Annotated in this window: 26 protein-coding genes and 1 pseudogene; 6 read left to right on the forward strand and 21 right to left on the reverse strand. The window is 58.4% G+C overall.

Annotation, left to right across the window (positions count from 1 at the left end):
* Position 1 precedes the first annotated feature (1 nt).
* Entirely contained in the window at positions 2-1,042 is a 1,041-nt protein-coding gene (gene pyrC, locus AC0V6O_RS10610; protein WP_486143857.1) for a dihydroorotase, read from the reverse strand.
* A gap of 69 nt (positions 1,043-1,111) precedes the next feature.
* Between pyrC and AC0V6O_RS10615 the strand changes: the two genes are divergently transcribed.
* Entirely contained in the window at positions 1,112-2,029 is a 918-nt protein-coding gene (locus tag AC0V6O_RS10615) for an ATP-grasp domain-containing protein (RefSeq protein ID WP_486143859.1), read from the forward strand.
* Positions 2,026-2,757 carry a CAF17-like 4Fe-4S cluster assembly/insertion protein YgfZ gene (gene ygfZ, locus AC0V6O_RS10620; RefSeq protein ID WP_486143862.1) on the forward strand — a complete coding sequence of 244 codons (732 nt, stop codon included), beginning with the start codon at positions 2,026-2,028 and terminating at the stop codon, positions 2,755-2,757. The genes AC0V6O_RS10615 and ygfZ overlap by 4 nt, the downstream gene beginning before the upstream one ends.
* A 2-nt stretch (positions 2,758-2,759) precedes the next feature.
* Here ygfZ and AC0V6O_RS10625 read toward each other — a convergent pair whose 3' ends face one another.
* On the reverse strand, positions 2,760-3,350 hold the full coding sequence (locus tag AC0V6O_RS10625) for a TetR/AcrR family transcriptional regulator (protein ID WP_472639248.1): 591 nt from the start codon (positions 3,348-3,350) through the stop codon (positions 2,760-2,762).
* A gap of 30 nt (positions 3,351-3,380) precedes the next feature.
* Here AC0V6O_RS10625 and AC0V6O_RS10630 point away from each other — a divergent pair, with 30 nt between their 5' ends.
* Positions 3,381-4,301 carry a metal-dependent hydrolase gene (locus tag AC0V6O_RS10630; protein WP_486143864.1) on the forward strand — a complete coding sequence of 307 codons (921 nt, stop codon included), beginning with the start codon at positions 3,381-3,383 and terminating at the stop codon, positions 4,299-4,301.
* A gap of 145 nt (positions 4,302-4,446) precedes the next feature.
* Here AC0V6O_RS10630 and AC0V6O_RS10635 read toward each other — a convergent pair whose 3' ends face one another.
* The 3 genes from AC0V6O_RS10635 to rplU form a co-directional block, all read right to left on the reverse strand.
* Positions 4,447-4,995 (reverse strand): GNAT family N-acetyltransferase, encoded by a 549-nt coding sequence (locus AC0V6O_RS10635; protein ID WP_486143866.1) that lies wholly within the window; start codon positions 4,993-4,995, stop codon positions 4,447-4,449.
* Between the two features lie 221 nt (positions 4,996-5,216).
* Entirely contained in the window at positions 5,217-5,486 is a 270-nt protein-coding gene (gene rpmA / locus AC0V6O_RS10640) for a 50S ribosomal protein L27 (protein ID WP_472639251.1), read from the reverse strand.
* Between the two features lie 12 nt (positions 5,487-5,498).
* Entirely contained in the window at positions 5,499-6,029 is a 531-nt protein-coding gene (gene rplU / locus AC0V6O_RS10645) for a 50S ribosomal protein L21 (RefSeq protein ID WP_486143868.1), read from the reverse strand.
* A gap of 149 nt (positions 6,030-6,178) precedes the next feature.
* Between rplU and AC0V6O_RS10650 the strand changes: the two genes are divergently transcribed.
* Together AC0V6O_RS10650 and AC0V6O_RS10655 are read left to right on the forward strand one after the other, a co-directional pair.
* Positions 6,179-6,793, forward strand: a complete 615-nt coding sequence (locus AC0V6O_RS10650; protein WP_486143870.1) for a hypothetical protein — start codon at positions 6,179-6,181, stop codon at positions 6,791-6,793.
* Positions 6,790-7,488, forward strand: coding sequence for a Crp/Fnr family transcriptional regulator (locus AC0V6O_RS10655; protein WP_486143872.1), 699 nt, complete (start codon positions 6,790-6,792; stop codon positions 7,486-7,488). Before AC0V6O_RS10650 ends, AC0V6O_RS10655 begins: the two co-directional genes overlap by 4 nt.
* Here the strand turns inward: AC0V6O_RS10655 and AC0V6O_RS10660 are convergent.
* The 9 genes from AC0V6O_RS10660 to AC0V6O_RS10700 all read right to left on the reverse strand — a co-directional run bounded on the left by AC0V6O_RS10660 (position 7,485) and on the right by AC0V6O_RS10700 (position 13,181).
* Entirely contained in the window at positions 7,485-7,931 is a 447-nt protein-coding gene (locus AC0V6O_RS10660; protein WP_486143874.1) for a hypothetical protein, read from the reverse strand. The genes AC0V6O_RS10655 and AC0V6O_RS10660 overlap by 4 nt on opposite strands.
* Before the next feature lie 90 nt (positions 7,932-8,021).
* Complete coding sequence (locus AC0V6O_RS10665; RefSeq protein WP_486143876.1) at positions 8,022-8,468, reverse strand: molybdenum cofactor biosynthesis protein MoaE; 447 nt, start codon at positions 8,466-8,468, stop codon at positions 8,022-8,024.
* Positions 8,469-8,474: 6 nt separating this feature from the next.
* On the reverse strand, positions 8,475-8,717 hold the full coding sequence (locus tag AC0V6O_RS10670) for a MoaD/ThiS family protein (RefSeq protein WP_486143878.1): 243 nt from the start codon (positions 8,715-8,717) through the stop codon (positions 8,475-8,477).
* 2 nt (positions 8,718-8,719) lie between these two features.
* On the reverse strand, positions 8,720-9,775 hold the full coding sequence (gene moaA, locus AC0V6O_RS10675; RefSeq protein ID WP_486143880.1) for a GTP 3',8-cyclase MoaA: 1,056 nt from the start codon (positions 9,773-9,775) through the stop codon (positions 8,720-8,722).
* The gene (locus AC0V6O_RS10680; protein WP_486143882.1) at positions 9,768-10,100 is read right to left on the reverse strand and encodes a Rossmann fold domain-containing protein; all 333 of its coding nucleotides are present in this window, start codon (positions 10,098-10,100) and stop codon (positions 9,768-9,770) included. Before AC0V6O_RS10680 ends, moaA begins: the two co-directional genes overlap by 8 nt.
* Positions 10,097-10,489 carry a dihydroneopterin aldolase gene (locus AC0V6O_RS10685; protein WP_486145589.1) on the reverse strand — a complete coding sequence of 131 codons (393 nt, stop codon included), beginning with the start codon at positions 10,487-10,489 and terminating at the stop codon, positions 10,097-10,099. The genes AC0V6O_RS10680 and AC0V6O_RS10685 overlap by 4 nt, the downstream gene beginning before the upstream one ends.
* 13 nt (positions 10,490-10,502) lie before the next feature.
* Entirely contained in the window at positions 10,503-11,393 is an 891-nt protein-coding gene (locus tag AC0V6O_RS10690) for an RsmD family RNA methyltransferase (RefSeq protein ID WP_486143884.1), read from the reverse strand.
* Positions 11,393-12,790: a threonine synthase gene (gene thrC, locus AC0V6O_RS10695; protein ID WP_486145591.1), complete on the reverse strand. Its 1,398-nt coding sequence runs from the start codon at positions 12,788-12,790 to the stop codon at positions 11,393-11,395. The genes AC0V6O_RS10690 and thrC overlap by 1 nt, the downstream gene beginning before the upstream one ends.
* A 55-nt stretch (positions 12,791-12,845) precedes the next feature.
* Positions 12,846-13,181, reverse strand: a complete 336-nt coding sequence (locus AC0V6O_RS10700) for an ArsR/SmtB family transcription factor (RefSeq protein WP_486143886.1) — start codon at positions 13,179-13,181, stop codon at positions 12,846-12,848.
* A 48-nt stretch (positions 13,182-13,229) separates the two neighbouring features.
* Between AC0V6O_RS10700 and AC0V6O_RS10705 the strand changes: the two genes are divergently transcribed.
* Positions 13,230-13,847 (forward strand): SRPBCC domain-containing protein, encoded by a 618-nt coding sequence (locus AC0V6O_RS10705; protein ID WP_486145593.1) that lies wholly within the window; start codon positions 13,230-13,232, stop codon positions 13,845-13,847.
* On the opposite strand, the pseudogene AC0V6O_RS10710 reads toward AC0V6O_RS10705, so the two are convergent.
* From AC0V6O_RS10710 to AC0V6O_RS10740, 7 genes and pseudogenes are all read right to left on the reverse strand, one after another.
* Positions 13,800-14,129 (reverse strand): annotated as a pseudogene (locus AC0V6O_RS10710) (SURF1 family protein); the annotation flags it as partial. The gene AC0V6O_RS10705 and the pseudogene AC0V6O_RS10710 overlap by 48 nt on opposite strands.
* Complete coding sequence (locus AC0V6O_RS10715; RefSeq protein WP_486143888.1) at positions 14,063-14,308, reverse strand: SURF1 family cytochrome oxidase biogenesis protein; 246 nt, start codon at positions 14,306-14,308, stop codon at positions 14,063-14,065. The pseudogene AC0V6O_RS10710 and the gene AC0V6O_RS10715, both read right to left, overlap by 67 nt.
* Positions 14,305-14,718, reverse strand: coding sequence for a DUF983 domain-containing protein (locus AC0V6O_RS10720; RefSeq protein ID WP_486143890.1), 414 nt, complete (start codon positions 14,716-14,718; stop codon positions 14,305-14,307). The genes AC0V6O_RS10715 and AC0V6O_RS10720 overlap by 4 nt, the downstream gene beginning before the upstream one ends.
* A complete protein-coding gene (locus AC0V6O_RS10725) occupies positions 14,718-15,602 on the reverse strand; it encodes a cytochrome c oxidase subunit 3 (RefSeq protein ID WP_486143892.1) in 885 nt (294 codons plus the stop codon). Before AC0V6O_RS10725 ends, AC0V6O_RS10720 begins: the two co-directional genes overlap by 1 nt.
* A 37-nt stretch (positions 15,603-15,639) precedes the next feature.
* Positions 15,640-16,254, reverse strand: coding sequence for a cytochrome c oxidase assembly protein (locus AC0V6O_RS10730; RefSeq protein WP_486143894.1), 615 nt, complete (start codon positions 16,252-16,254; stop codon positions 15,640-15,642).
* Positions 16,251-16,385: a hypothetical protein gene (locus AC0V6O_RS10735; RefSeq protein WP_472639265.1), complete on the reverse strand. Its 135-nt coding sequence runs from the start codon at positions 16,383-16,385 to the stop codon at positions 16,251-16,253. The genes AC0V6O_RS10730 and AC0V6O_RS10735 overlap by 4 nt, the downstream gene beginning before the upstream one ends.
* Positions 16,382-17,311, reverse strand: coding sequence for a heme o synthase (locus AC0V6O_RS10740; protein WP_486145595.1), 930 nt, complete (start codon positions 17,309-17,311; stop codon positions 16,382-16,384). The genes AC0V6O_RS10735 and AC0V6O_RS10740 overlap by 4 nt, the downstream gene beginning before the upstream one ends.
* Between the last annotated feature and the right edge of the window lie 82 nt (positions 17,312-17,393).

The following is a 17,393-nucleotide window of genomic DNA, read 5'->3' on the forward strand; positions in this document are numbered from 1 at the left end:
CCTACTCAGCGATCCGCCAATTCAGCGTCTCACCGGCGTGGAAGGGTACGATTTCCTCACCCGCCATTTCGATCGAGTCTGGAACCATGATCGGCTCACGCCGCAAAGTCATGGTCTCATCGCTGACGGGCAGCTTGTAAAAGCGCGGGCCATTGAGCGAGGCGAAGGCCTCGAAATGCTTCAGCGCGCCCTCTTCCTCAAACACGGCAAGATAGCTCTCCAGCGCGAATGGCGCGTTAAAAATGCCGGCACAACCACAGGAGCTTTCTTTTGCGCTGCGCAAATGCGGCGCGCTGTCGGTGCCCAGGAAAAACTTCGGCGAGCCTGAGGTAGCGGCTTTGCGCAGAGCCAGGCGATGCGCCTCGCGCTTTGCCACCGGCAGGCAATAATTGTGCGGCTGCATCCCGCCAACAAGCATCGCGTTGCGATTGATATGGAGGTGCTGCGGCGTGATGGTCGCGGCGACCTGATCGCCCTCGCCCAGCACGAAATCCACCGCATCGGACGTGGTGATATGCTCAAACACAACGCGTAGTTTGGGAAAGTCGCGCACGATGCTGCGCATGTGGCGTTCGATGAATTCCGCCTCGCGGTCGAACACGTCGATATGGCTTTCGGTCACCTCGCCATGGACACACAGGACAACATCCGATGCCTCCATCGCCTCCAGCACGGGATAGATCTTCGCCACATCGCTGACCCCGTGGGCGGAATTGGTCGTGGCATTGGCGGGATAGAGCTTCGCGGCGGTGAACACGCCCTCTGCCGCCCCGCGTGCTAGGTCTGCCGGATCAGTCCCATCGGTTAGATAACAGGTCATCAGCGGCGTGAAGTTGACGCCCTGTGGCACTGCCGCCAAAATCCGATCCCGGTATGCCGCACCGCTCGCCGTATCAGTAACTGGCGGCGAGAGATTAGGCATCACAATCGCGCGGCCAAACTGGCGCGCGGTATAAGGCACAACCTGCTCCATTATCTCGCCATCGCGAAAATGCAGGTGCCAGTCATCCGGGCGGCGAATTGTGATTGTCTGTTTGGTCATATTGGGTTTGTGACCTAGCGCCGCATTCAGGCTCTTTCCACCCCGCTTTCGCTCAACTAGGGGCACGGTATGACTGGTTCCGCACCCACAATTGCATTCCTTGCGTGCAAGACCACTATGTCAGGTAGGGGAGAGCGCCGGGGTGACGCCTACGAATCCGATCTGATGACCGATGCGATCTCACAGGCGCTTGCTGATCATGGGCTTGAAATGCGCATTGTGGATTGGGAAGCGGGCCTAGCTGAATTCGACGGCGTATCGCTCGCGCTACTCGGCTCCAGTTGGAATTATCAGGACAAGCCAAGGGAGTTCATTGCCAAGCTCGACGCGCTCGAAGCGCGCGGCGTCCAGCTGTGCAACTCGGCTGAGATCGTGCGCTGGAATGCGCGCAAGACCTATTTGCGCGAGCTCGCAGACAAGGGCGCGGCGACCATTCCCACCATCTGGCTGGACGATGTGAGCGGCGATGACGTCATGGCGGCAATGGAGGCCTTCGGCTGCGAGAGGCTCGTCGTGAAACGGCAGATCGGCGCCGGGGCAGAAGGCCAGGAGATGTTCGTCCGCGATCAAATGCCCGATGCGAGCTGGTGTTTCGGCCACAAAGCGATGTTGCAGCCATTCCTGCCCACAATTCAAAGCGAGGGCGAGTTTTCCTTCATCTTCATCCAGGGCGAATTGAGCCACGCTCTGTGCAAGAAAGCGGCCGAGGGCGAATACCGGATCCAGTCGCTCTATGGCGGGACGGAAAGCCACCACAGCCCAAGCGATGACGAGGCAGCTCAGGCGCAGAAGATCATCGCCGCCCTGCCCTTTTCACCCCCGCTCTATGCCCGCATTGATATGGTGCGCGGCGAACGCGGCCAACTCTTGCTTATGGAAGCGGAGATGATCGAACCCTATCTCTATCCTGTGCAAGGGCCTGAGCTGGGTCCGCGCATCGCTTCTGCTATTGCCAATCGGCTCGCCGAGAAAGTCCCTGCATCATGACCGCAACCCGCCTTAACTACCGCGCGATTGTTCGTCTCGCCGCAACCGAGGCTGGAGAGGACGTCGCCGAGTTTCTGCAAGGCTTGGTGACGAACGATGTAAGCGGCGATCTGCCCACCTATGCCGCTTTGCTGTCGGCGCAGGGCAAGACCATGTTCGACTTTTTCGTCTGGCCAGGTGAAGACGGCGCGCTGCTACTCGATTGCGAGGCGGATGCCGCCGATGAACTCACCAAACGCCTCAGCCTCTACCGCCTGCGTCGCAAGATCGACATTGCGCGCGATGAAAACCTGTCGGTGCACTGGAGCGCTACGGGCAATCAGGGCGTGCCTGACCCGCGCCTTCCGGAGCTTGGCCAGCGTTGGCTCGCGCCAGCAGGAGACAGCGACGAGCCCGCTGACGCCGCCTATCTCGCCCACCGCCTGTCCTGCGGCGTGCCGGAGGGCCATGCAGAAATGGGCGATATTCTGTGGCTAGAGGCGAACGCCGTCGAGCTAAACGGGGTGAGTTTTGAGAAGGGTTGCTACATCGGGCAGGAAAACACCGCCCGTATGAATTGGCGGCAAAAGGTTAACAGGCGGCTGGTTGTTGTGCCGCTTGATCAGTCACAGGAAAAGCGCCGCCGGACAGCGCATGCTGAGCTTGGTTTCGCCATCGATCACCTGCGCGTGGCGGATTTGGATGCAAATGCCCTGCCCGATTGGCAACGCGGCGCGCTCAGCGAATAACCCTACTGATATTCGGCCAGCGAGGCCTCAAGCATGTCCTGCGCCCGTGCCCGCGCGGCATCACGCGGCAGGCTGAGCGATTTCGCCAATGCCCCGCCGATCAGCGCATCGCCAAGCGCCAGCAAAACCAGGCTAAGCGTATCGCGGTGCACCCGCATATCATTGCTCTGATGATCGGCCTCTTCAGGCGCGATTTCATCAACAAGCTCATGAATTGTCTCAATAATGGGATGAAGCGCGTCCTCATTGCCTGTCAGCAGCATCCAGCTCGTGAGCGCGCCCGCGCCTTCGCGGTCAAACGCATCAAAGGCCAGATCCACCACCTCACGTGCGGAGCCGAGTCCAGCGCGACTCGCACGCACTGCCTCGATAATTGTCTCACAAACAGTGCGCGCAAGATGCTCTGCCAACGCCTTTTGTAGACCAGAAGCTGACCCAAAATGGTGCAGTAGATTTGCGTGGGTGCGGCCAATACGTGCAGCAACCGCCTTCAAAGTGACGGATTGCGGCCCTGTTTCAATAAGTAAGCCGCGTGCCGCTTCTAAGGCGGAACTTCGCGACTCTTCAGGCGTTAAGCGCTTGCGACTTGTCATTAAGGGAAAGCCCTAATAGTTTCTTAAATTATGACCGAACATTCAAAAATTGACCTAGAGCGCGCGGAGCCGATCGACAAGCCCGCTAAGGACGTTGGCATTGCCCGCGCCAGCGCCACGCCAGCAGAGCATGAGCTGATCATTCGCAATGAGCGGTTTGATCGCAAGGCAATGGTTCCGCGTCATTGGCATTCCGGCGATCCGGTTGCAACGGCTTGGTACAATTCGGTTTCGGCCAGTCTGCCGCGCGGTGAGGCCTTCTTTATCGACACCCTGCGCCTATTCCGTGACGAAATCCCAGAGAAGCTGGCGCGCGAGGTGAAGGCCTTTTCAACGCAGGAAATCAATCACACGCGTGAACACGTTGCCTTCAATCGGCTGGTTTCCGACCACGGCTATAACGTCGAAAGCATCGATCAGGGCATTCAGGCCATGCTCGAGCTGACCGCTGGACGACCAAAGGAGTTCAACCTCGCGATCACCATCGCGCTGGAGCATTTTGCCGCGATCATCAGCCGCCATTTGCTGCAACATCCAGAATACCTTGAAGGTGCCGATCCGGTCGCCGCAGAGGTTTGGCGCTGGCATGCGACCGAAGAGATTGAGCACAAGGGCCTCGTCTACGATGTCTGGGAACATGTAACGAAGGACTGGAGCGCCTGGAAACGGTATAAGACCCGCGCTCTGATCGCTGCTCTGATCACCAAAAAGTATTTCGGAAACCGAATTCGCGACGCGATCGGTCTGCTTGAACAAGACGGATACACCAGGCGGCAAGCGAAATGGAAACTCTATGCATTCCTGTGGTGGAAGCCCGGCATGATGCGGCGGATGTTCACCGAATGGGCGGCAATTTTGAAACCCAGCTTCCACCCGTGGGATCACGATGACCGCGAGCTGATCCAGAAATGGGAAAGCCCGTACGCTGATGCGGTTATGCCCGCCGAATAGGATTGCTCAGCGAATAGCTAGAGCTCTTCAGCGTCAAGCCTATCGGATACAAAAACCCCGACACCTGTAATGGGTGCCGGGGTTTTGTTTGCTCAGTACGGCCAACAGCGCTCGATTGCAGGGCCTCGAACGTGCGGCTTATGACCTAAGCCGCCTCGCTAATCATCGACGGCTCTTCGTCCAACTCCAGCGCATATTCCGCCACCTTTGCTGCTTCTCCGCGTCCGCACGAATGCCGGGTCGATACTTGGCCAGTGGGCTGAAAGCCTATCTTGCGCAAAACAGCGCCAGAGGCTGGATTGTCGAGAAAGTGTGAGGCAACCAGCGACTTATGCCCCAAAGAGGCTGCGACCTCGAGCATGGCGCGTCCTGCTTCGGTGGCGATGCCTTGCCCCCAAAACGGCCGTGCAATCCAATAGCCAAGCTCAACATGTTCACCTGACTTGCCAGCATCCATCACGTCAATCCCGATGCACCCGACAACCACTGCATCGCGAGCCCTAGTAATCAGGAAACGCGGATAAAGCGGACTGATCGGAAGCTTCGCAAATTCGCGCGCGTCCTTTTCCTCATAGGGCCAGGGAGCGCGCGCCAAATTGCGAACAACCCCCTCGTCGGCAATGCCGGCAAAGACACCTTGCCAATCCTCTGGCCAGATCGGTCTCAACAGCAATCTTTGGCTGCGATGGAACATGAGGTCTCTCCTCTCAATCCGTCCTGCCCTGCGCCGCCCCATTATGGACCGGACATGACAGTTTCGTGGCCGCGGAATTCATCTTCCGCGTGTTTGTGAGGGAGAAACGAGAAGAGGGAGATGGCTCCCCCAAACTGGGGTGGTCCTTCTCCCTCTACATCGCCGATTGTGTCATCGGCTGGGACCGCCCCGTGGGACGATCCTGTTTTTGAACCGTCCGGTTATTCAGCTGCTTCCGCTAGCATGTCGACAGACACGTATTTGCGGCCGAGTTTACCCTTGTGGAATCGCACCACACCATTTTCTGTCGCGAACAGGGTGTGATCCTTGCCCATGCCGACATTGGTGCCCGGATAGAACTTCGTACCGCGCTGACGCACAATAATGTTGCCGCCAACCACGTCCTGGCCGCCGTACTTTTTCACGCCAAGGCGGCGACCCGCTGAGTCGCGACCGTTACGGGATGAACCACCTGCTTTTTTATGTGCCATGGTGTGTGTTCCTTACTTCTTGTCAGCTTTAGGCGCGGCTTTCTTAGCCGGTGCCTTCTTCGCAGGAGCTTTTTTCGCGGCTGGCTTCTTAGCAGCTGCGGCCTTCTTTGGCGCGGCTGCTTTCTTGGCCGGAGCCTTCTTCTCAGCTGCTGGCTTCTTTGCAGGAGCCGCTTTCTTTTCAGCCGCTGGCTTAGCGTCTGCCTTTGCAGCAGCAGCCTTCTTAGCCGGTGCCTTCTTCGCAGCGCCCGCGCCCACATCCGTGATGCGCAGCAGCGTCATTTGCTGACGATGGCCAGCCTTGCGGCGATAGTTGTGACGGCGACGCTTTTTGAAAACGACGACCTTCTCACTCTTGGCTTGTGCGATGATCTCCGCTGAAACGGTGACCTTCGACGCGTCAGCGATTGTCTCGCCTTCACCCGCCAGCAGGACGTCGCCCAGCGTAACGGTGTCGCCGGCTTCACCAGCGAGCTTCTCAACGGCAATCTTGTCTCCGGCGGCAACCCGATATTGCTTGCCGCCCGTGCGCACTACTGCGAACATGGCTTGTTACTCTCGATCTAAAGCTGTGCCTTAACCCATGCGAATACACACACAGACAAGACGCAAAATACCGCGCCGCAATTTTGCAGCGCTGGAAAGAGGCACGCCGTTAAGGGATCGATGCCACCAAGTCAACGCAAGAACCGGCAATGAGAGAGTTGTTTTTTGCCAGACTGGCGCTGGCGCAAACCCAAATGCATGGTAAAACCCGCGCAATGCCGGGACATGACGTAAAATTGACGAGAGTTGCCAAGGTGAAAGAACGCGCTCAACTATTTGGGATCGCCGCAGTGTTTGCTGCGTCTTTGTCCGCTTGCGCAGGCGGCGGAGACAAATATCCATCGCTGGCGGTGCGCGATGCAGAGCGATTCGCTGGTAGTTTTCAACCGGCCCCCACTACAGACCCGGCGCCAGTTGCGGACCCCGCCATTATGGCTGGTTTGCCTGCAATCAAAGCACGCGCGGACGCAGCCTATGCAGCGTTTCAATCTGCGCTACCATCCGCTGAGACCTCCTTGAGGTCAGCAAGAGGCGCTTCGCAATCGAGCAACCAATGGTCGGCGGCTCAGGTCGCTTTGGCTGACCTAACCTCCAAACGCAGCGCGTCGGCCATTGCGCTGGCGGACATTGATTTGATCTATGCCCAGACCTCCAGCGAATTTACCGTGAACCAGGAAATCGCCGAGCTGCGTGGGCGCATAGCGGCGCAGGTGGATGCTCAGGACAGAATTCTGGGCGAGCTCAGCACGCTTATCCCGCAATGAAACTGGCCTGCGCATCCTGCCCGGTCAGGGATAGCGCAGCCTGCTCTGTCTTAAGCGAAGAGGAACGTGATGCTCTGGCCGCCGCGGGGCGCACACGGGTGCTCAAACGTGGAGAAATGCTGTTCGCTGCCGGCGATGAGGATGTTGCCTGCGCAACGCTCGTCTCTGGCGCACTCAAGGTGTCCGCCGTTGATATGGACGGCAATGAGCAAATCCTCGCGCTGGTCCATCCATCGGGCTTTGTCGGAGAACTGTTTTCCCCCTTTGCCCATCACGATGTGGTTGCCTTGACCGAGAGCAAGCTGTGCACCTTTGCAAAGCTCGATATCAATCGCGCAATTGATGAATATCCGGCTCTGACCAAAGCTTTGCTGCGCAGATCACAGGAAGACCTACATTCTACCCGCAGCCTGCTTGAGCTAACCGCTCATGCCAGCGCAGAGGCAAGACTTGCCTGTCTGCTGCATGATTTTGCGCAGGCGGCCAGCCAATCCCCTTGCCATCCGGCGGACCATTTCGATCTGCCGCTAACTCGCGGGGAAATCGCCAATATGCTAGGCCTGACCATTGAAACCGTCAGCCGCAAATTCAGCGAGTTGGAAAAGGCCGGAGCGATCCGGCGCACAGGCAAACGCGGGATCGAACTGGTCGACCCCGCGCACCTGCAGGCCCTCTCCGCAAGGAAGGTTGGTTAAAATACCAGCGCAGCTATGGTCACCGCCGCGAGGCCCCAAAGCACGATGAGAACCGGCAGAATTAGAACTTGAATGGCGGCGTCGCGCGGGGCGAGACGGCCTGTATTGGTCATGATCCCTTCGCGGGCAAACTTGCCCATATCCATTGGTTTGGAGGGGTTATCCGGCGAGAGCCGCGTCCAAATCGCAGGCACGCCGAACATACCGAAGATAAAGACGGTGAAGATGGCCATCGGGATGACCAGTCCCGGTGTGCTGAATGCAGCGAAAGTGATTGCGATAAAGGCCAAGTAACAGGCGACGGTCGCAATATGCAGACTGACGGGCAGCTCGAAGCTGCGATCAACCTCAACTTGGTGGCGGACTTGCGCCCGCTCCTGCTCGGGTCCCTCAACAATGGCCGCGTTGCCAGCCTCGATTTGTTCTTGAATATGTTTGCTCATGGGTATTCTCCTTCCTTGAGAAGGGAATTATCCCGATAGCCTCCTCGCGACTTTGATCTGGATCAAACCGCGAAATTTTTTACGAAGAAATCAGTCGGACCAGCGCGCGAGATCTGCGTAATCATCCGCGCGCGGCTCAATCCAATGCCATTCGCCGTTTCGCTTCTCGCGCTTCCAAAACCAGGCCGCGCTCTTCAGATGGTCCATCGCAAAATCGACCGCATCAATTGCCCCGCGCCGGTGCTTTGCCGCGGCGGAGACACATACGATCGGTTCACCCGGATGCATCTGGCCGACCCGGTGCACCATCAGCATGCCCATCAGATCGAAGCGCGCGATGGCCTGTTCGGCCAATTCTTCCATGCTTGGTAATGTCAGCGGCTCGTAATGCGACAGCTCCAGCAGTTCGACATCAGCCTCGCTGCGCACTTCACCGACAAAGGTACAAACACCGCCGAGACCTGGGTGGGCATTGGTGAATGGTCCGATCAGAACACCGGGAATGAACGGTGAGTTGAGGAGACGAATGTCTTTCACCGCGCCCTACCCGCCAGAAACAGGCGGCAGCAGCGCAACCTCATCGCCGTCTTGTGCATTCAACGCGGTTTTGTCGCCCAGCACCTTTCCCGCGCAGGCAACATTGACGCGCTGCTCATTCAATTGCTCGGCGACCTCTGGCCCGACCGCGTCAAGCAGACCCGCCCAACCGAGCGGCGCTGGCACTTCGCGGCTGTCTGCGCCTGCGAGATCGCGCAAAGGCCCCAGGAACACAATTCGCACCGTCATGCTCAACCTCCGGTCATCGACATGTGGCGGGCCAGATGCGGCTCTGCCCCGCGCCTATCAATCCGAAAGTGATGCTTTTCCGGTTTGATCGCCATCGCCTCGCCCAGCGCACGCTCCAGATTTGATGCCGGGTCATCTGACCGCAGCGCCGCGCGCAAATCGATCCGTTCGCCGCCACCAAGGCAGGGGTAAAGCTGGCCCGTGGCGGTCACACGCAAGCGGTTGCATCCAGCGCAGAAATTGTTGGTTAGCGGGGTGATCAGACCCAGCCTGCCGCCCGTTTCCGCTATATCGACATAGCGCGCCGGACCGCCTGTGGAATGGCTGTTATCGGCCAATGTCCAGCGCCGCTCCAGCTCCGCTCGGACCTCAGTTAGCGGCAGATAATGATCGATCCGGTCTTCTTCGACATCGCCAAGCGGCATCACCTCGATCAGCGTCACATCATGGCCCTCACCATGCGCCCAGGCGATGAGATCAGGCAGCTCGCCCTCATTGATGCCTTTCAGCGCCACCGCGTTCAGCTTAACCTTCAGCCCCGCTTCTTTGGCAGCAGCAATTCCCTCCAGCACCTCCGGCAAAGCATCGCGCCGGGTCAGCTCAGCAAACCGAGCTCGGTCCAATGTGTCGAGCGAGACATTGACCCTTTTGACCCCGGCTTTCGCCAGTCCTTCTGCATGACGCCCAAGCTGCGTCGCGTTGGTCGTCAGGGTCAGTTCTTCGAGCCCACTGCCGATCCGCTTTCCAAGCGCGCTGAACAGGTCAATGATATCGCGGCGCACCAATGGCTCACCGCCGGTAATCCTCAGCTTCGTCACGCCGCGTTCGATAAAGCCTGTGCTTAGCTGATAGAGCTCTTCTAACGTCAGCACTTCGCGGCGCGGCAGGAATTTCATCTGCTCTGGCATGCAATAGGAACAGCGCAAATCGCAGCGATCCGTCACAGACAGGCGTAGATAGGTGATCCGCCGTTGGAATGCATCGACCAGTGGCGCAGACGAACCCAGCGCCAATACATCGCGAGCCCGCGCGCGATTCGAAGCGGAAATCTCAGTCATGGGCCTGAAGATAGTGCCCCGTTACACCAGGTGCACCCTCTAAATAGACGAGCAAGGCCTGCGTCGCCGCCTCGTGGCCGCGCGCAACCACGTTCACTCGCTGTGGTGCAAATTCGCGGGCCAAGTCCCGCGCAAATGCCAACCGCCAGTCGGAATGCTCGGGGCCTGCACCGGGCAAGACAATTGCCAGCGCACTGATGCCATCTTCGCTCAGAACTGCGCGCACAGCATCCAACTGCTCATTCAGGACATAAGCGCTCGCATCCAAAGCGCTATCAGGCAGTTCTGCGATGTGCTGAACCGCCTGAATGCCCGCATCGCTCATGCCTTGCGGCTTTCCCAAGCGGCGCGTTCGCGGTGCAAGGTGATACCGATTTTCTCATTCGCCTCTGCAATGGCGAGCTTCACGATCTTCACCGTGACGGCCTGCACACGCACGTCCTGCACAAACAAGGTCTCGCAGATATGATCGGCAACCGCTTCAATCAGTTTGAAATGCACGCCAGCGGGCAGGCCTTCCCCTGCCGCATGCTTCAAATCCATATAGTTCTTGCTCGCCTCAAGCGGCGTGTCGGCATCGTAATGATCGGCGACATCATAGCGTGCATTGATAGTAATGCGCAGCGGCTGCGGCTTGCCGGTCTCTTCGGAATAGATTCCGGTGAGGACATCTGTCTCCAGATCGGCGACTTCCAGGATCAGCGAATCGTTCATATCACCGCGCGACTTAGCCATCATTCCGCCACCGGGCAAAAATCGCGGTGGGAAGAAGGCGCGGATTGTCGCCTTCTTCACGTACGGCCAGATCACCATATTCGATAGTGCCGGGCAGATCGCGTGTCGCCTCTTCGAGCAGGCCTGCAATCGCCAGACTGCTCATCCGTACAGCATAGACGGTCAGAAACAGAAAGCGGCTGTTGTTATCGAGCAACTTCGCGCAATCGCTGATCAGACCGGGGAGGTTCTCTTCCAGACGCCAGGTTTCACTTTTTGGGCCGCGTCCGAACTTGGGTGGGTCGAGAATGATCCCGTCATAGCGCTTCTCACGTCGAACCTCACGTGCGGCAAATTTCGCCGCATCATCAACCAGCCAGCGGATTGGACGCTCTTCCATGCCAGAAAGCGCAGCGTTCTCGCGCGCCTGAGCGACCGATTTCTTCGAGGCATCAACATGCGTCACCCGGCCGTGCTGGCTCAGAGCGAGGCTGCCCACGCCGGTGTAGCCAAACAGATTGAGCGTCTCCGCCTCTGTCTGTTCACCGAGCATTCCGCGCATCCATTCCCACACTGGGGCCATGTCGGGGAAGAACTGCAAATGGCGAAACGGGGTCGGGCGAGCGGTAAAGCGCGCTTCATTCCAACCAAGCTCCCAGCCATCCTCGGGCACTTCGCGGGCGAAACTCCAGCGGCCGCCGCCATCCTCGTCCGAGCCAGGCACAAATTCGCCGTCGGCATCCCATTCACTCATCCGCGGGCGCCACATGGCCTGCGGTTCTGGGCGAATGAACGAATGCGGGCCGAATGCCTCAAACTTGCGCCCATCCCCGCTGTCGAGCAGGCGGTAAGCGTCCCACCCGGCGCATTCCATCACCAGCGGATCACGGGCCAGCTGCGCCATCAGTCGGTCGCAGCAGTCTCTGAAACGAAATCGCGCACCGCCTCATAATCACCGGGCAGCTCTGTATAATGTTCCTCGCGGGAGAACAGGTCGCCGACGCGCGCGGGCAGCGCAGGACGCATTCCCGTGGCGCGCTCCACCGCATCGCTGAATTTCGCCGGATGGGCTGTCGCCAGGGTGACGATCGGAACCGACGGATCAAGATCGCTTATGCGCGCAGCATGCAGTCCAATCGCTGTATGCGGATCCAGCACTTGCCCAGCGCGCTCATGCGCCCAGCGCAGAGCCTGCGCCATCTCATCGCTATCGGCGCGTGCGCTCACGAACAGCCCGCTTGCGCCCTCTCGCTGAGCATTGGTTAGTTGCATCGAACGCGCGCCTTCAAACCCGCGCATTTGCTCCGCCAAGGCCTCGCCATCGCGTCCTCCGCAATCAAACAGCAGCCGTTCAAAGTTCGAACTGACCTGAATATCCATCGACGGGGTGGCGGTCGGCGTGACGGTGCCTGCTGAATAATCCCCGCTGGTCAGGGCCCGGTGAAGAATATCATTCACATTGGTCGCCACGATCAGCTGCTTGATCGGCAGACCCATCTTGTGCGCCACATAGCCTGCAAACACATCGCCGAAATTGCCGGTCGGCACACTGTAGGCGGCGGCCCGCCGCGGCGCGCCTAGCTGAAGTCCGGCGGCGAAATAGTACACCACCTGAGCCATCAGCCGCGCCCAGTTGATCGAATTGACCGCGCCGATCTGCATCCGGCTGGTCAGCGCCTCGTCCACGAACATGCGCTTCACCATCGCCTGAGCATCATCAAAGCTGCCCTCAATCGCGATATTGTGAACATTGGGAGCGCGCACTGTCGTCATCTGGCGGCGCTGCACTTCGCTGACCCGGCCCTTTGGGTGGAGCATGAAAATCTCCACGCCCTCGCGCCCAGCAACCGCATCAATCGCGGCCGATCCTGTATCGCCGCTGGTCGCGCCAACGATGGTCAAGCGTTTACCCGAGCGGCCCAGGAAGGTCTCAAACAGCAGGCCCAGCAATTGCAGCGCAACATCTTTGAATGCCAGCGTGGGTCCGTGGAACAATTCGAGCAGCCATTGCCTCTGATTCAGCTGGACCAGCGGCGTCACCGCGTCATGGGCAAACCTACCATAGGCCTGCTCGCACAAGCTGCGCAGCTCCTCTTCATTCAGGCTGTCACCGACGAACGGCATCATCACGCGAGTTGCGAGCTCTGGATAGGACAGCCCAGCCATTTCGGCAATTTCGGCTTCGCTGAAACGCGGCCATTCGGTGGGCAGATACAGTCCGCCGTCCTTGGCGAGCCCCGCCAAAGTGACACCTTCGAAATCGAGCGCGGGTGCGCTGCCTCTGGTCGATACATATTGCATGGTGCTGACGCGGTTAGCGGCGTCAGCTAGCAGAGGCAAGAAAGCTTCCCTTACTTCACGCCTCGACTTCCTTTGAATGCTCAAGCTCCGTTTTCATCGCCGATAACATCGAAGCAGCGCGAGCTGCGTGCGGACCGATCCATCGTTCGTGAATAGATTGGATTGGCATCGCATCGAGATAGTTGAAGCGTTCTCTCCCCTTGCGGACAGATACGAGCAGTCCCGCGCCTTCAAGAACCCGCAAATGCTGCATCACTGTGCAGCGATTGAGCGCAGGGAAGCACTCGCAAAGCTGCTTGGTAGTAAGTGGCCGCAACTTTAGCTCATCACAAATCTCTCTTCGGATTGGATTGGCGAGCGCTTTGAAGACTGGGTTCATATCTATTGACATGTTATACTTTTATAACATAATGTATGTTCATTCAAGGAGAGATTCGTGATGGAGATCAACTTTCGGGTCGCTGGCCGAATTGCCAAACCCATCGACGAGGTGTTCGAGGCAATAGTTGATCCAGCCAGCTTGACCGAATTCTTCACCACGGGCGGTGCAAAGGGTAGGCTGGAGGAAGGCGCGACAGTTCTTTGGAGTTTTGCCGAAGAGCCGGGCGAATTCCCAGTTAAAGTCGTAGAACTGATACCCAACGAAAAGATCGTCTTCGAATGGAACGGCTATGAGGGGAAGGACGGCAAGATCGGGACCGAAATGATCGTTGCCGACTATACGACCACCGTCACCATGCTGTTTAAGGCGACCGACGACGGCCGAACCTTGTTAGAAATCATAGAAGAGGGCTGGCCCGAAACGCACTGGCGGTCTGCGCGGCTCATACACCAATTGCGAAGGGTGGACGATCATGCTGCTATCGATGAAATCGTGGCTCGAACATCGTATCGACATCAGCAGCAATCTCTATCGCTAGTCGCGCCTTCTAACGCGGCTCTTAAGCGCAAACCAATAGATCACCAGAGCGGTCAAAGCGAAGAAGAACCACTGCCCCGCATAGGCGAGATGATTGTTGGGCAAGTCCTTTGGATCAGGCTTGGCGAGCGGCTCTAAGCCAGCAACCGGCTCATCCAATTGCAGCCTAGCGCCAAACTGGCCACCGGGCGCAATCCGCCCGGTGACTGCGCCGCCGCCCCATTCCGGCGTGTTGGGATTGCGCGAATATCCAAGCTTCACCTCCGTCGGGCCAAAACCTGTTTGGCATGTCGCGATATGAGCATAGCCACTTTGCCCGCGCTCGCTTTTACCCGAAATCGACGTGGCCTCGGTCACTTCCGCACAGTCGAAGGCCGCAACACGGAACAATGTGTCTGGATCATAGGCGCCGTCTTCCACGCCCTCAGGATTCCGGGAAACGCAACCGGATCACTCGTCGTAAGCGCAGCTTCGTAACGCGCGATCAGATCAGCCTTCTCGTCCATCCGGTCCAATTGCCAGAAGCCCAGCGCAACCATCGTCGCCGCGGCAGCAAGCACCAGCACCGTGGGAATGATGGGGAGGTCACGAAGTGTCATTCTGCCCCATCCCGTCGCTTACCGTCTGCGCTATAGCGCTCTTCATAGACTTCCAATGCGGGAAGCACCTTAAGCACTCGCAATGTGCCGATCACAACAATCACGGTGAGCGGCGCCCACACGGCGAACTGCAGCAGCAGCGGCGGGCGAAAGGCGCTTTCAATCCCAACCGCAATCATGATCAGGACCACCGCGATCACCATGGTAATGAACCCGGCTATACGTCCGCCGCGCTCTAGCTCAGCGAAAGGCAAATCGCATGATGTGCATCGCATCGCGAATTGCGCAGGCGTTTCGAACAGTGTCCGCTCGCCGCACCTTGGGCACAAACCGAAAAGGGCAGCCCGGCGCCAAGTAACTGGTGTGCCGTGCTGCCCCTTTTCATTCGGCAGTTTTTTGCCTGATTGCATCAGTGGACCGGTGCGCCCCAACCGCCCCAGATGTAAACGGCGATGAACAGGAACAGCCACACGACATCGACAAAATGCCAATACCAAGCCGCCGCTTCAAAACCGAAGTGCTGGCGCGAGGTGAAGTGGCCGATGTATGTCCGATAGAGGCATACCCCGAGGAAAATCGTACCAATCAGAACGTGGAACCCGTGAAAGCCGGTCGCCATGTAAAAGGCGGAGCTATACGTGTTCTGGCCGAAGTTGAACGGAGCGATGCTGTACTCATAAGCCTGAATTCCGCTGAACAGCACGCCGAGCGCGATGGTCGCCCAAAGGCCATGTTTCAGACCTTCGCGATCGCCGTGGATCAGCGAGTGATGCGCCCAGGTAACCGTGGTGCCTGAGCACAACAGGATCAGCGTATTCAGCAGCGGCAGCGAGAACGCATCGAGCACTTCCATGCCCTCTGGCACGAGCGCGCTACCTGTCGCTGTATTATCAGTGAGGAAGAGGTTTTCGGTAATTTGCTCCGCAGTGCCTGCCGCGGTGACAACGAGCGGCTCTGGGAACAGCGCAAAGTCAAAGAAGCTCCAGAACCAACCGACAAAGAACATCACCTCAGAGGCGATGAACAGGATCATTCCGTAGCGCATGTGCAGTTGAACCACGGGTGTGTGATCGCCGCGCTCGGCCTCGCCTACGACATTCTTGAACCACATGAAGAACGTGGCGAGCAGGCCAGCAAGACCGAGGCCCATAACGACCCAGCCTGAATTTCCGAACACATCAGGGTTGAGCCACAGGATCATTCCCGAGGTGAATGCGAGCGCCGACATAGAGCCAATCAGTGGCCAAATATCCGGTTCCAGAATGTGATAGTCGTGGTTGACGTTGCCAGCCATGGAAAAAATCCCGTCTTAAAATGCTAGGTTTGTACGTTTACGAGTCTTCGCTCGCTTGGTCTAGTGAACCGCTCGCTGCTGTTTTTACAGGCTCGCTTGCGCGGTGGAAAGTGTAGCTCAAGGTGATCTGCTCAACATCGGCCATAAACTCGTCTTCGAGCATCGCTGGATCGACGTAATAGAGCACAGGCATGTGCACTTCCTCACCCGGCTGCAAAGTTTGCTGGGTGAAGCAGAAGCACTGAATCTTATGAAAGTACTTGCCCGCCTGCGAAGGCTCCACGTTGAATGTCGCCATGCCCGTGATCGGCACGCGGCTGGTGTTCTTGGCCACATAGGTCGCCATGTCGCGCACGCCGATTTGAACCTCATCGGTCGCCTGTGACGGGCGGAATTCCCATGGGACGTCGCGCGCTGTCGAGCCATCAAAGCGGATCGACATGGTCCGAGTGCTGGCCAGCGCTGCGGCTTTGTCAGCCTCAGCGAAGGTGGCAACTTGCGTTGTGCCGCCAAAACCAGTGACCCGGCAAAACAGATCATACAGTGGGACCGCCGCATAGCCGAGACCGAGCATGGCCAGCGCGCCTGCGAAGGCAAAGATACCAACGCGAATATTCTCGCGTTCAACCGATGGGTTTGCGGCTGCACTCATCCAGCCTGTCCTCCAATACGAGCGATCGTAATCGCGTAAAACAGAACAACGAAAAACAGCAGAGTGCCGCCGACAACCCAATTGCGGGCCTTCTGGCGGCGTTTGGTTTCGGCTTCTTCATCAGGGGTCATGCGAACCACCCCAAACCGGCAAAGCCTTGCGCGGCCGCAACACGGTCGGCCACCAACGCGCCGAACAGCACGAAGAGATAGAGGATGCTGAACTTAAACAGGCGCTTTTCTGGCACCATGTCATCATTGTCGCTCTTGGTGCGCGTACCCACCTTCCAGGCATAGGCGAAGAAGATCGCGGAAAGCACAACCGAGGTAACACCGTAAATCGCGTCCGTCCCGCCGATCAGCCAAGGCGCAATCACGATTGGGGTCAGCACGATGGTGTAGATCAGGATCTGACGACGAGTAGCCTGCTCGCCAGCAACCACGGGCAACATCGGAATGCCAACCTTGGCATAGTCCGACTTCATGAACAGCGCGAGCGCCCAGAAGTGCGGCGGCGTCCAAAAGAAGATGATCGCGAACAGCAGCACCGGCATCATGGTGATCTCACCGGTTACCGCAACCCAGCCAATCATAGGTGGGAACGCGCCGGCACCGCCGCCAATAACGATATTTTGCGGAGTGCGCGGCTTCAGCCACATGGTGTAAATCACCGCGTAATAGACGACCGCCACGGTAAGGATTGCCGCCGCCAGCCAGCCAATGGCAACGCCCATTAAGCCAATCGCGACAAGTGACAGGAAAATGCCAAAATCGCGCGCATCATCACGCCGCATCCGCCCGCTGGGCAGAGGACGATTGGCCGTACGCTTCATCCCGGCATCAATGTCCGCTTCCCACCAGTGGTTGATCGCAGCAGAACCGCCAGCCCCCATCGCAATCGCGAGGATAGCAGTGAAGCCAAGAACAGGGTGGATCGTTCCCGGCGCGGCAAGAAGCCCGCAGATACCCGTGAAGATAACCAGAGTGAGCACGCGCGGTTTGGTAAGCGCAAAGAAGTCGCGCCAATCAGTCGGCATAGGGCGCGCAGCAGCGGGCATGACCGCAGCCTCGTCGACACCTGTACCCACAGAGCTGTTTGCGCTTGCACTCATATCAAAAACAGATCGCTGTTCGCGGCTC

Source organism: Erythrobacter sp. JB2-19, assembly GCF_057365005.1.

Excerpts from the sequence above, each read along its gene's own strand:
- pyrC (WP_486143857.1), bottom strand. The coding sequence starts at position 1,042 with ATGACCAAACAGACAATCACAATTCGCCGCCCGGATGACTGGCACCTG.
- AC0V6O_RS10615 (WP_486143859.1), top strand. The coding sequence starts at position 1,112 with ATGACTGGTTCCGCACCCACAATTGCATTCCTTGCGTGCAAGACCACT.
- ygfZ (WP_486143862.1), top strand. The coding sequence starts at position 2,026 with ATGACCGCAACCCGCCTTAACTACCGCGCGATTGTTCGTCTCGCCGCA.
- AC0V6O_RS10625 (WP_472639248.1), bottom strand. The coding sequence starts at position 3,350 with ATGACAAGTCGCAAGCGCTTAACGCCTGAAGAGTCGCGAAGTTCCGCC.
- AC0V6O_RS10630 (WP_486143864.1), top strand. The coding sequence starts at position 3,381 with ATGACCGAACATTCAAAAATTGACCTAGAGCGCGCGGAGCCGATCGAC.
- AC0V6O_RS10635 (WP_486143866.1), bottom strand. The coding sequence starts at position 4,995 with ATGTTCCATCGCAGCCAAAGATTGCTGTTGAGACCGATCTGGCCAGAG.
- rpmA (WP_472639251.1), bottom strand. The coding sequence starts at position 5,486 with ATGGCACATAAAAAAGCAGGTGGTTCATCCCGTAACGGTCGCGACTCA.
- rplU (WP_486143868.1), bottom strand. The coding sequence starts at position 6,029 with ATGTTCGCAGTAGTGCGCACGGGCGGCAAGCAATATCGGGTTGCCGCC.
- AC0V6O_RS10650 (WP_486143870.1), top strand. The coding sequence starts at position 6,179 with ATGAGAGAGTTGTTTTTTGCCAGACTGGCGCTGGCGCAAACCCAAATG.
- AC0V6O_RS10655 (WP_486143872.1), top strand. The coding sequence starts at position 6,790 with ATGAAACTGGCCTGCGCATCCTGCCCGGTCAGGGATAGCGCAGCCTGC.
- AC0V6O_RS10660 (WP_486143874.1), bottom strand. The coding sequence starts at position 7,931 with ATGAGCAAACATATTCAAGAACAAATCGAGGCTGGCAACGCGGCCATT.
- AC0V6O_RS10670 (WP_486143878.1), bottom strand. The coding sequence starts at position 8,717 with ATGACGGTGCGAATTGTGTTCCTGGGGCCTTTGCGCGATCTCGCAGGC.
- moaA (WP_486143880.1), bottom strand. The coding sequence starts at position 9,775 with ATGACTGAGATTTCCGCTTCGAATCGCGCGCGGGCTCGCGATGTATTG.
- AC0V6O_RS10680 (WP_486143882.1), bottom strand. The coding sequence starts at position 10,100 with ATGAGCGATGCGGGCATTCAGGCGGTTCAGCACATCGCAGAACTGCCT.
- AC0V6O_RS10685 (WP_486145589.1), bottom strand. The coding sequence starts at position 10,489 with ATGAACGATTCGCTGATCCTGGAAGTCGCCGATCTGGAGACAGATGTC.
- AC0V6O_RS10690 (WP_486143884.1), bottom strand. The coding sequence starts at position 11,393 with ATGGCGCAGCTGGCCCGTGATCCGCTGGTGATGGAATGCGCCGGGTGG.
- thrC (WP_486145591.1), bottom strand. The coding sequence starts at position 12,790 with ATGCAATATGTATCGACCAGAGGCAGCGCACCCGCGCTCGATTTCGAA.
- AC0V6O_RS10700 (WP_486143886.1), bottom strand. The coding sequence starts at position 13,181 with ATGTCAATAGATATGAACCCAGTCTTCAAAGCGCTCGCCAATCCAATC.
- AC0V6O_RS10705 (WP_486145593.1), top strand. The coding sequence starts at position 13,230 with ATGGAGATCAACTTTCGGGTCGCTGGCCGAATTGCCAAACCCATCGAC.
- AC0V6O_RS10715 (WP_486143888.1), bottom strand. The coding sequence starts at position 14,308 with ATGACACTTCGTGACCTCCCCATCATTCCCACGGTGCTGGTGCTTGCT.
- AC0V6O_RS10720 (WP_486143890.1), bottom strand. The coding sequence starts at position 14,718 with ATGCAATCAGGCAAAAAACTGCCGAATGAAAAGGGGCAGCACGGCACA.
- AC0V6O_RS10725 (WP_486143892.1), bottom strand. The coding sequence starts at position 15,602 with ATGGCTGGCAACGTCAACCACGACTATCACATTCTGGAACCGGATATT.
- AC0V6O_RS10730 (WP_486143894.1), bottom strand. The coding sequence starts at position 16,254 with ATGAGTGCAGCCGCAAACCCATCGGTTGAACGCGAGAATATTCGCGTT.
- AC0V6O_RS10735 (WP_472639265.1), bottom strand. The coding sequence starts at position 16,385 with ATGACCCCTGATGAAGAAGCCGAAACCAAACGCCGCCAGAAGGCCCGC.
- AC0V6O_RS10740 (WP_486145595.1), bottom strand. The coding sequence starts at position 17,311 with ATGCCCGCTGCTGCGCGCCCTATGCCGACTGATTGGCGCGACTTCTTT.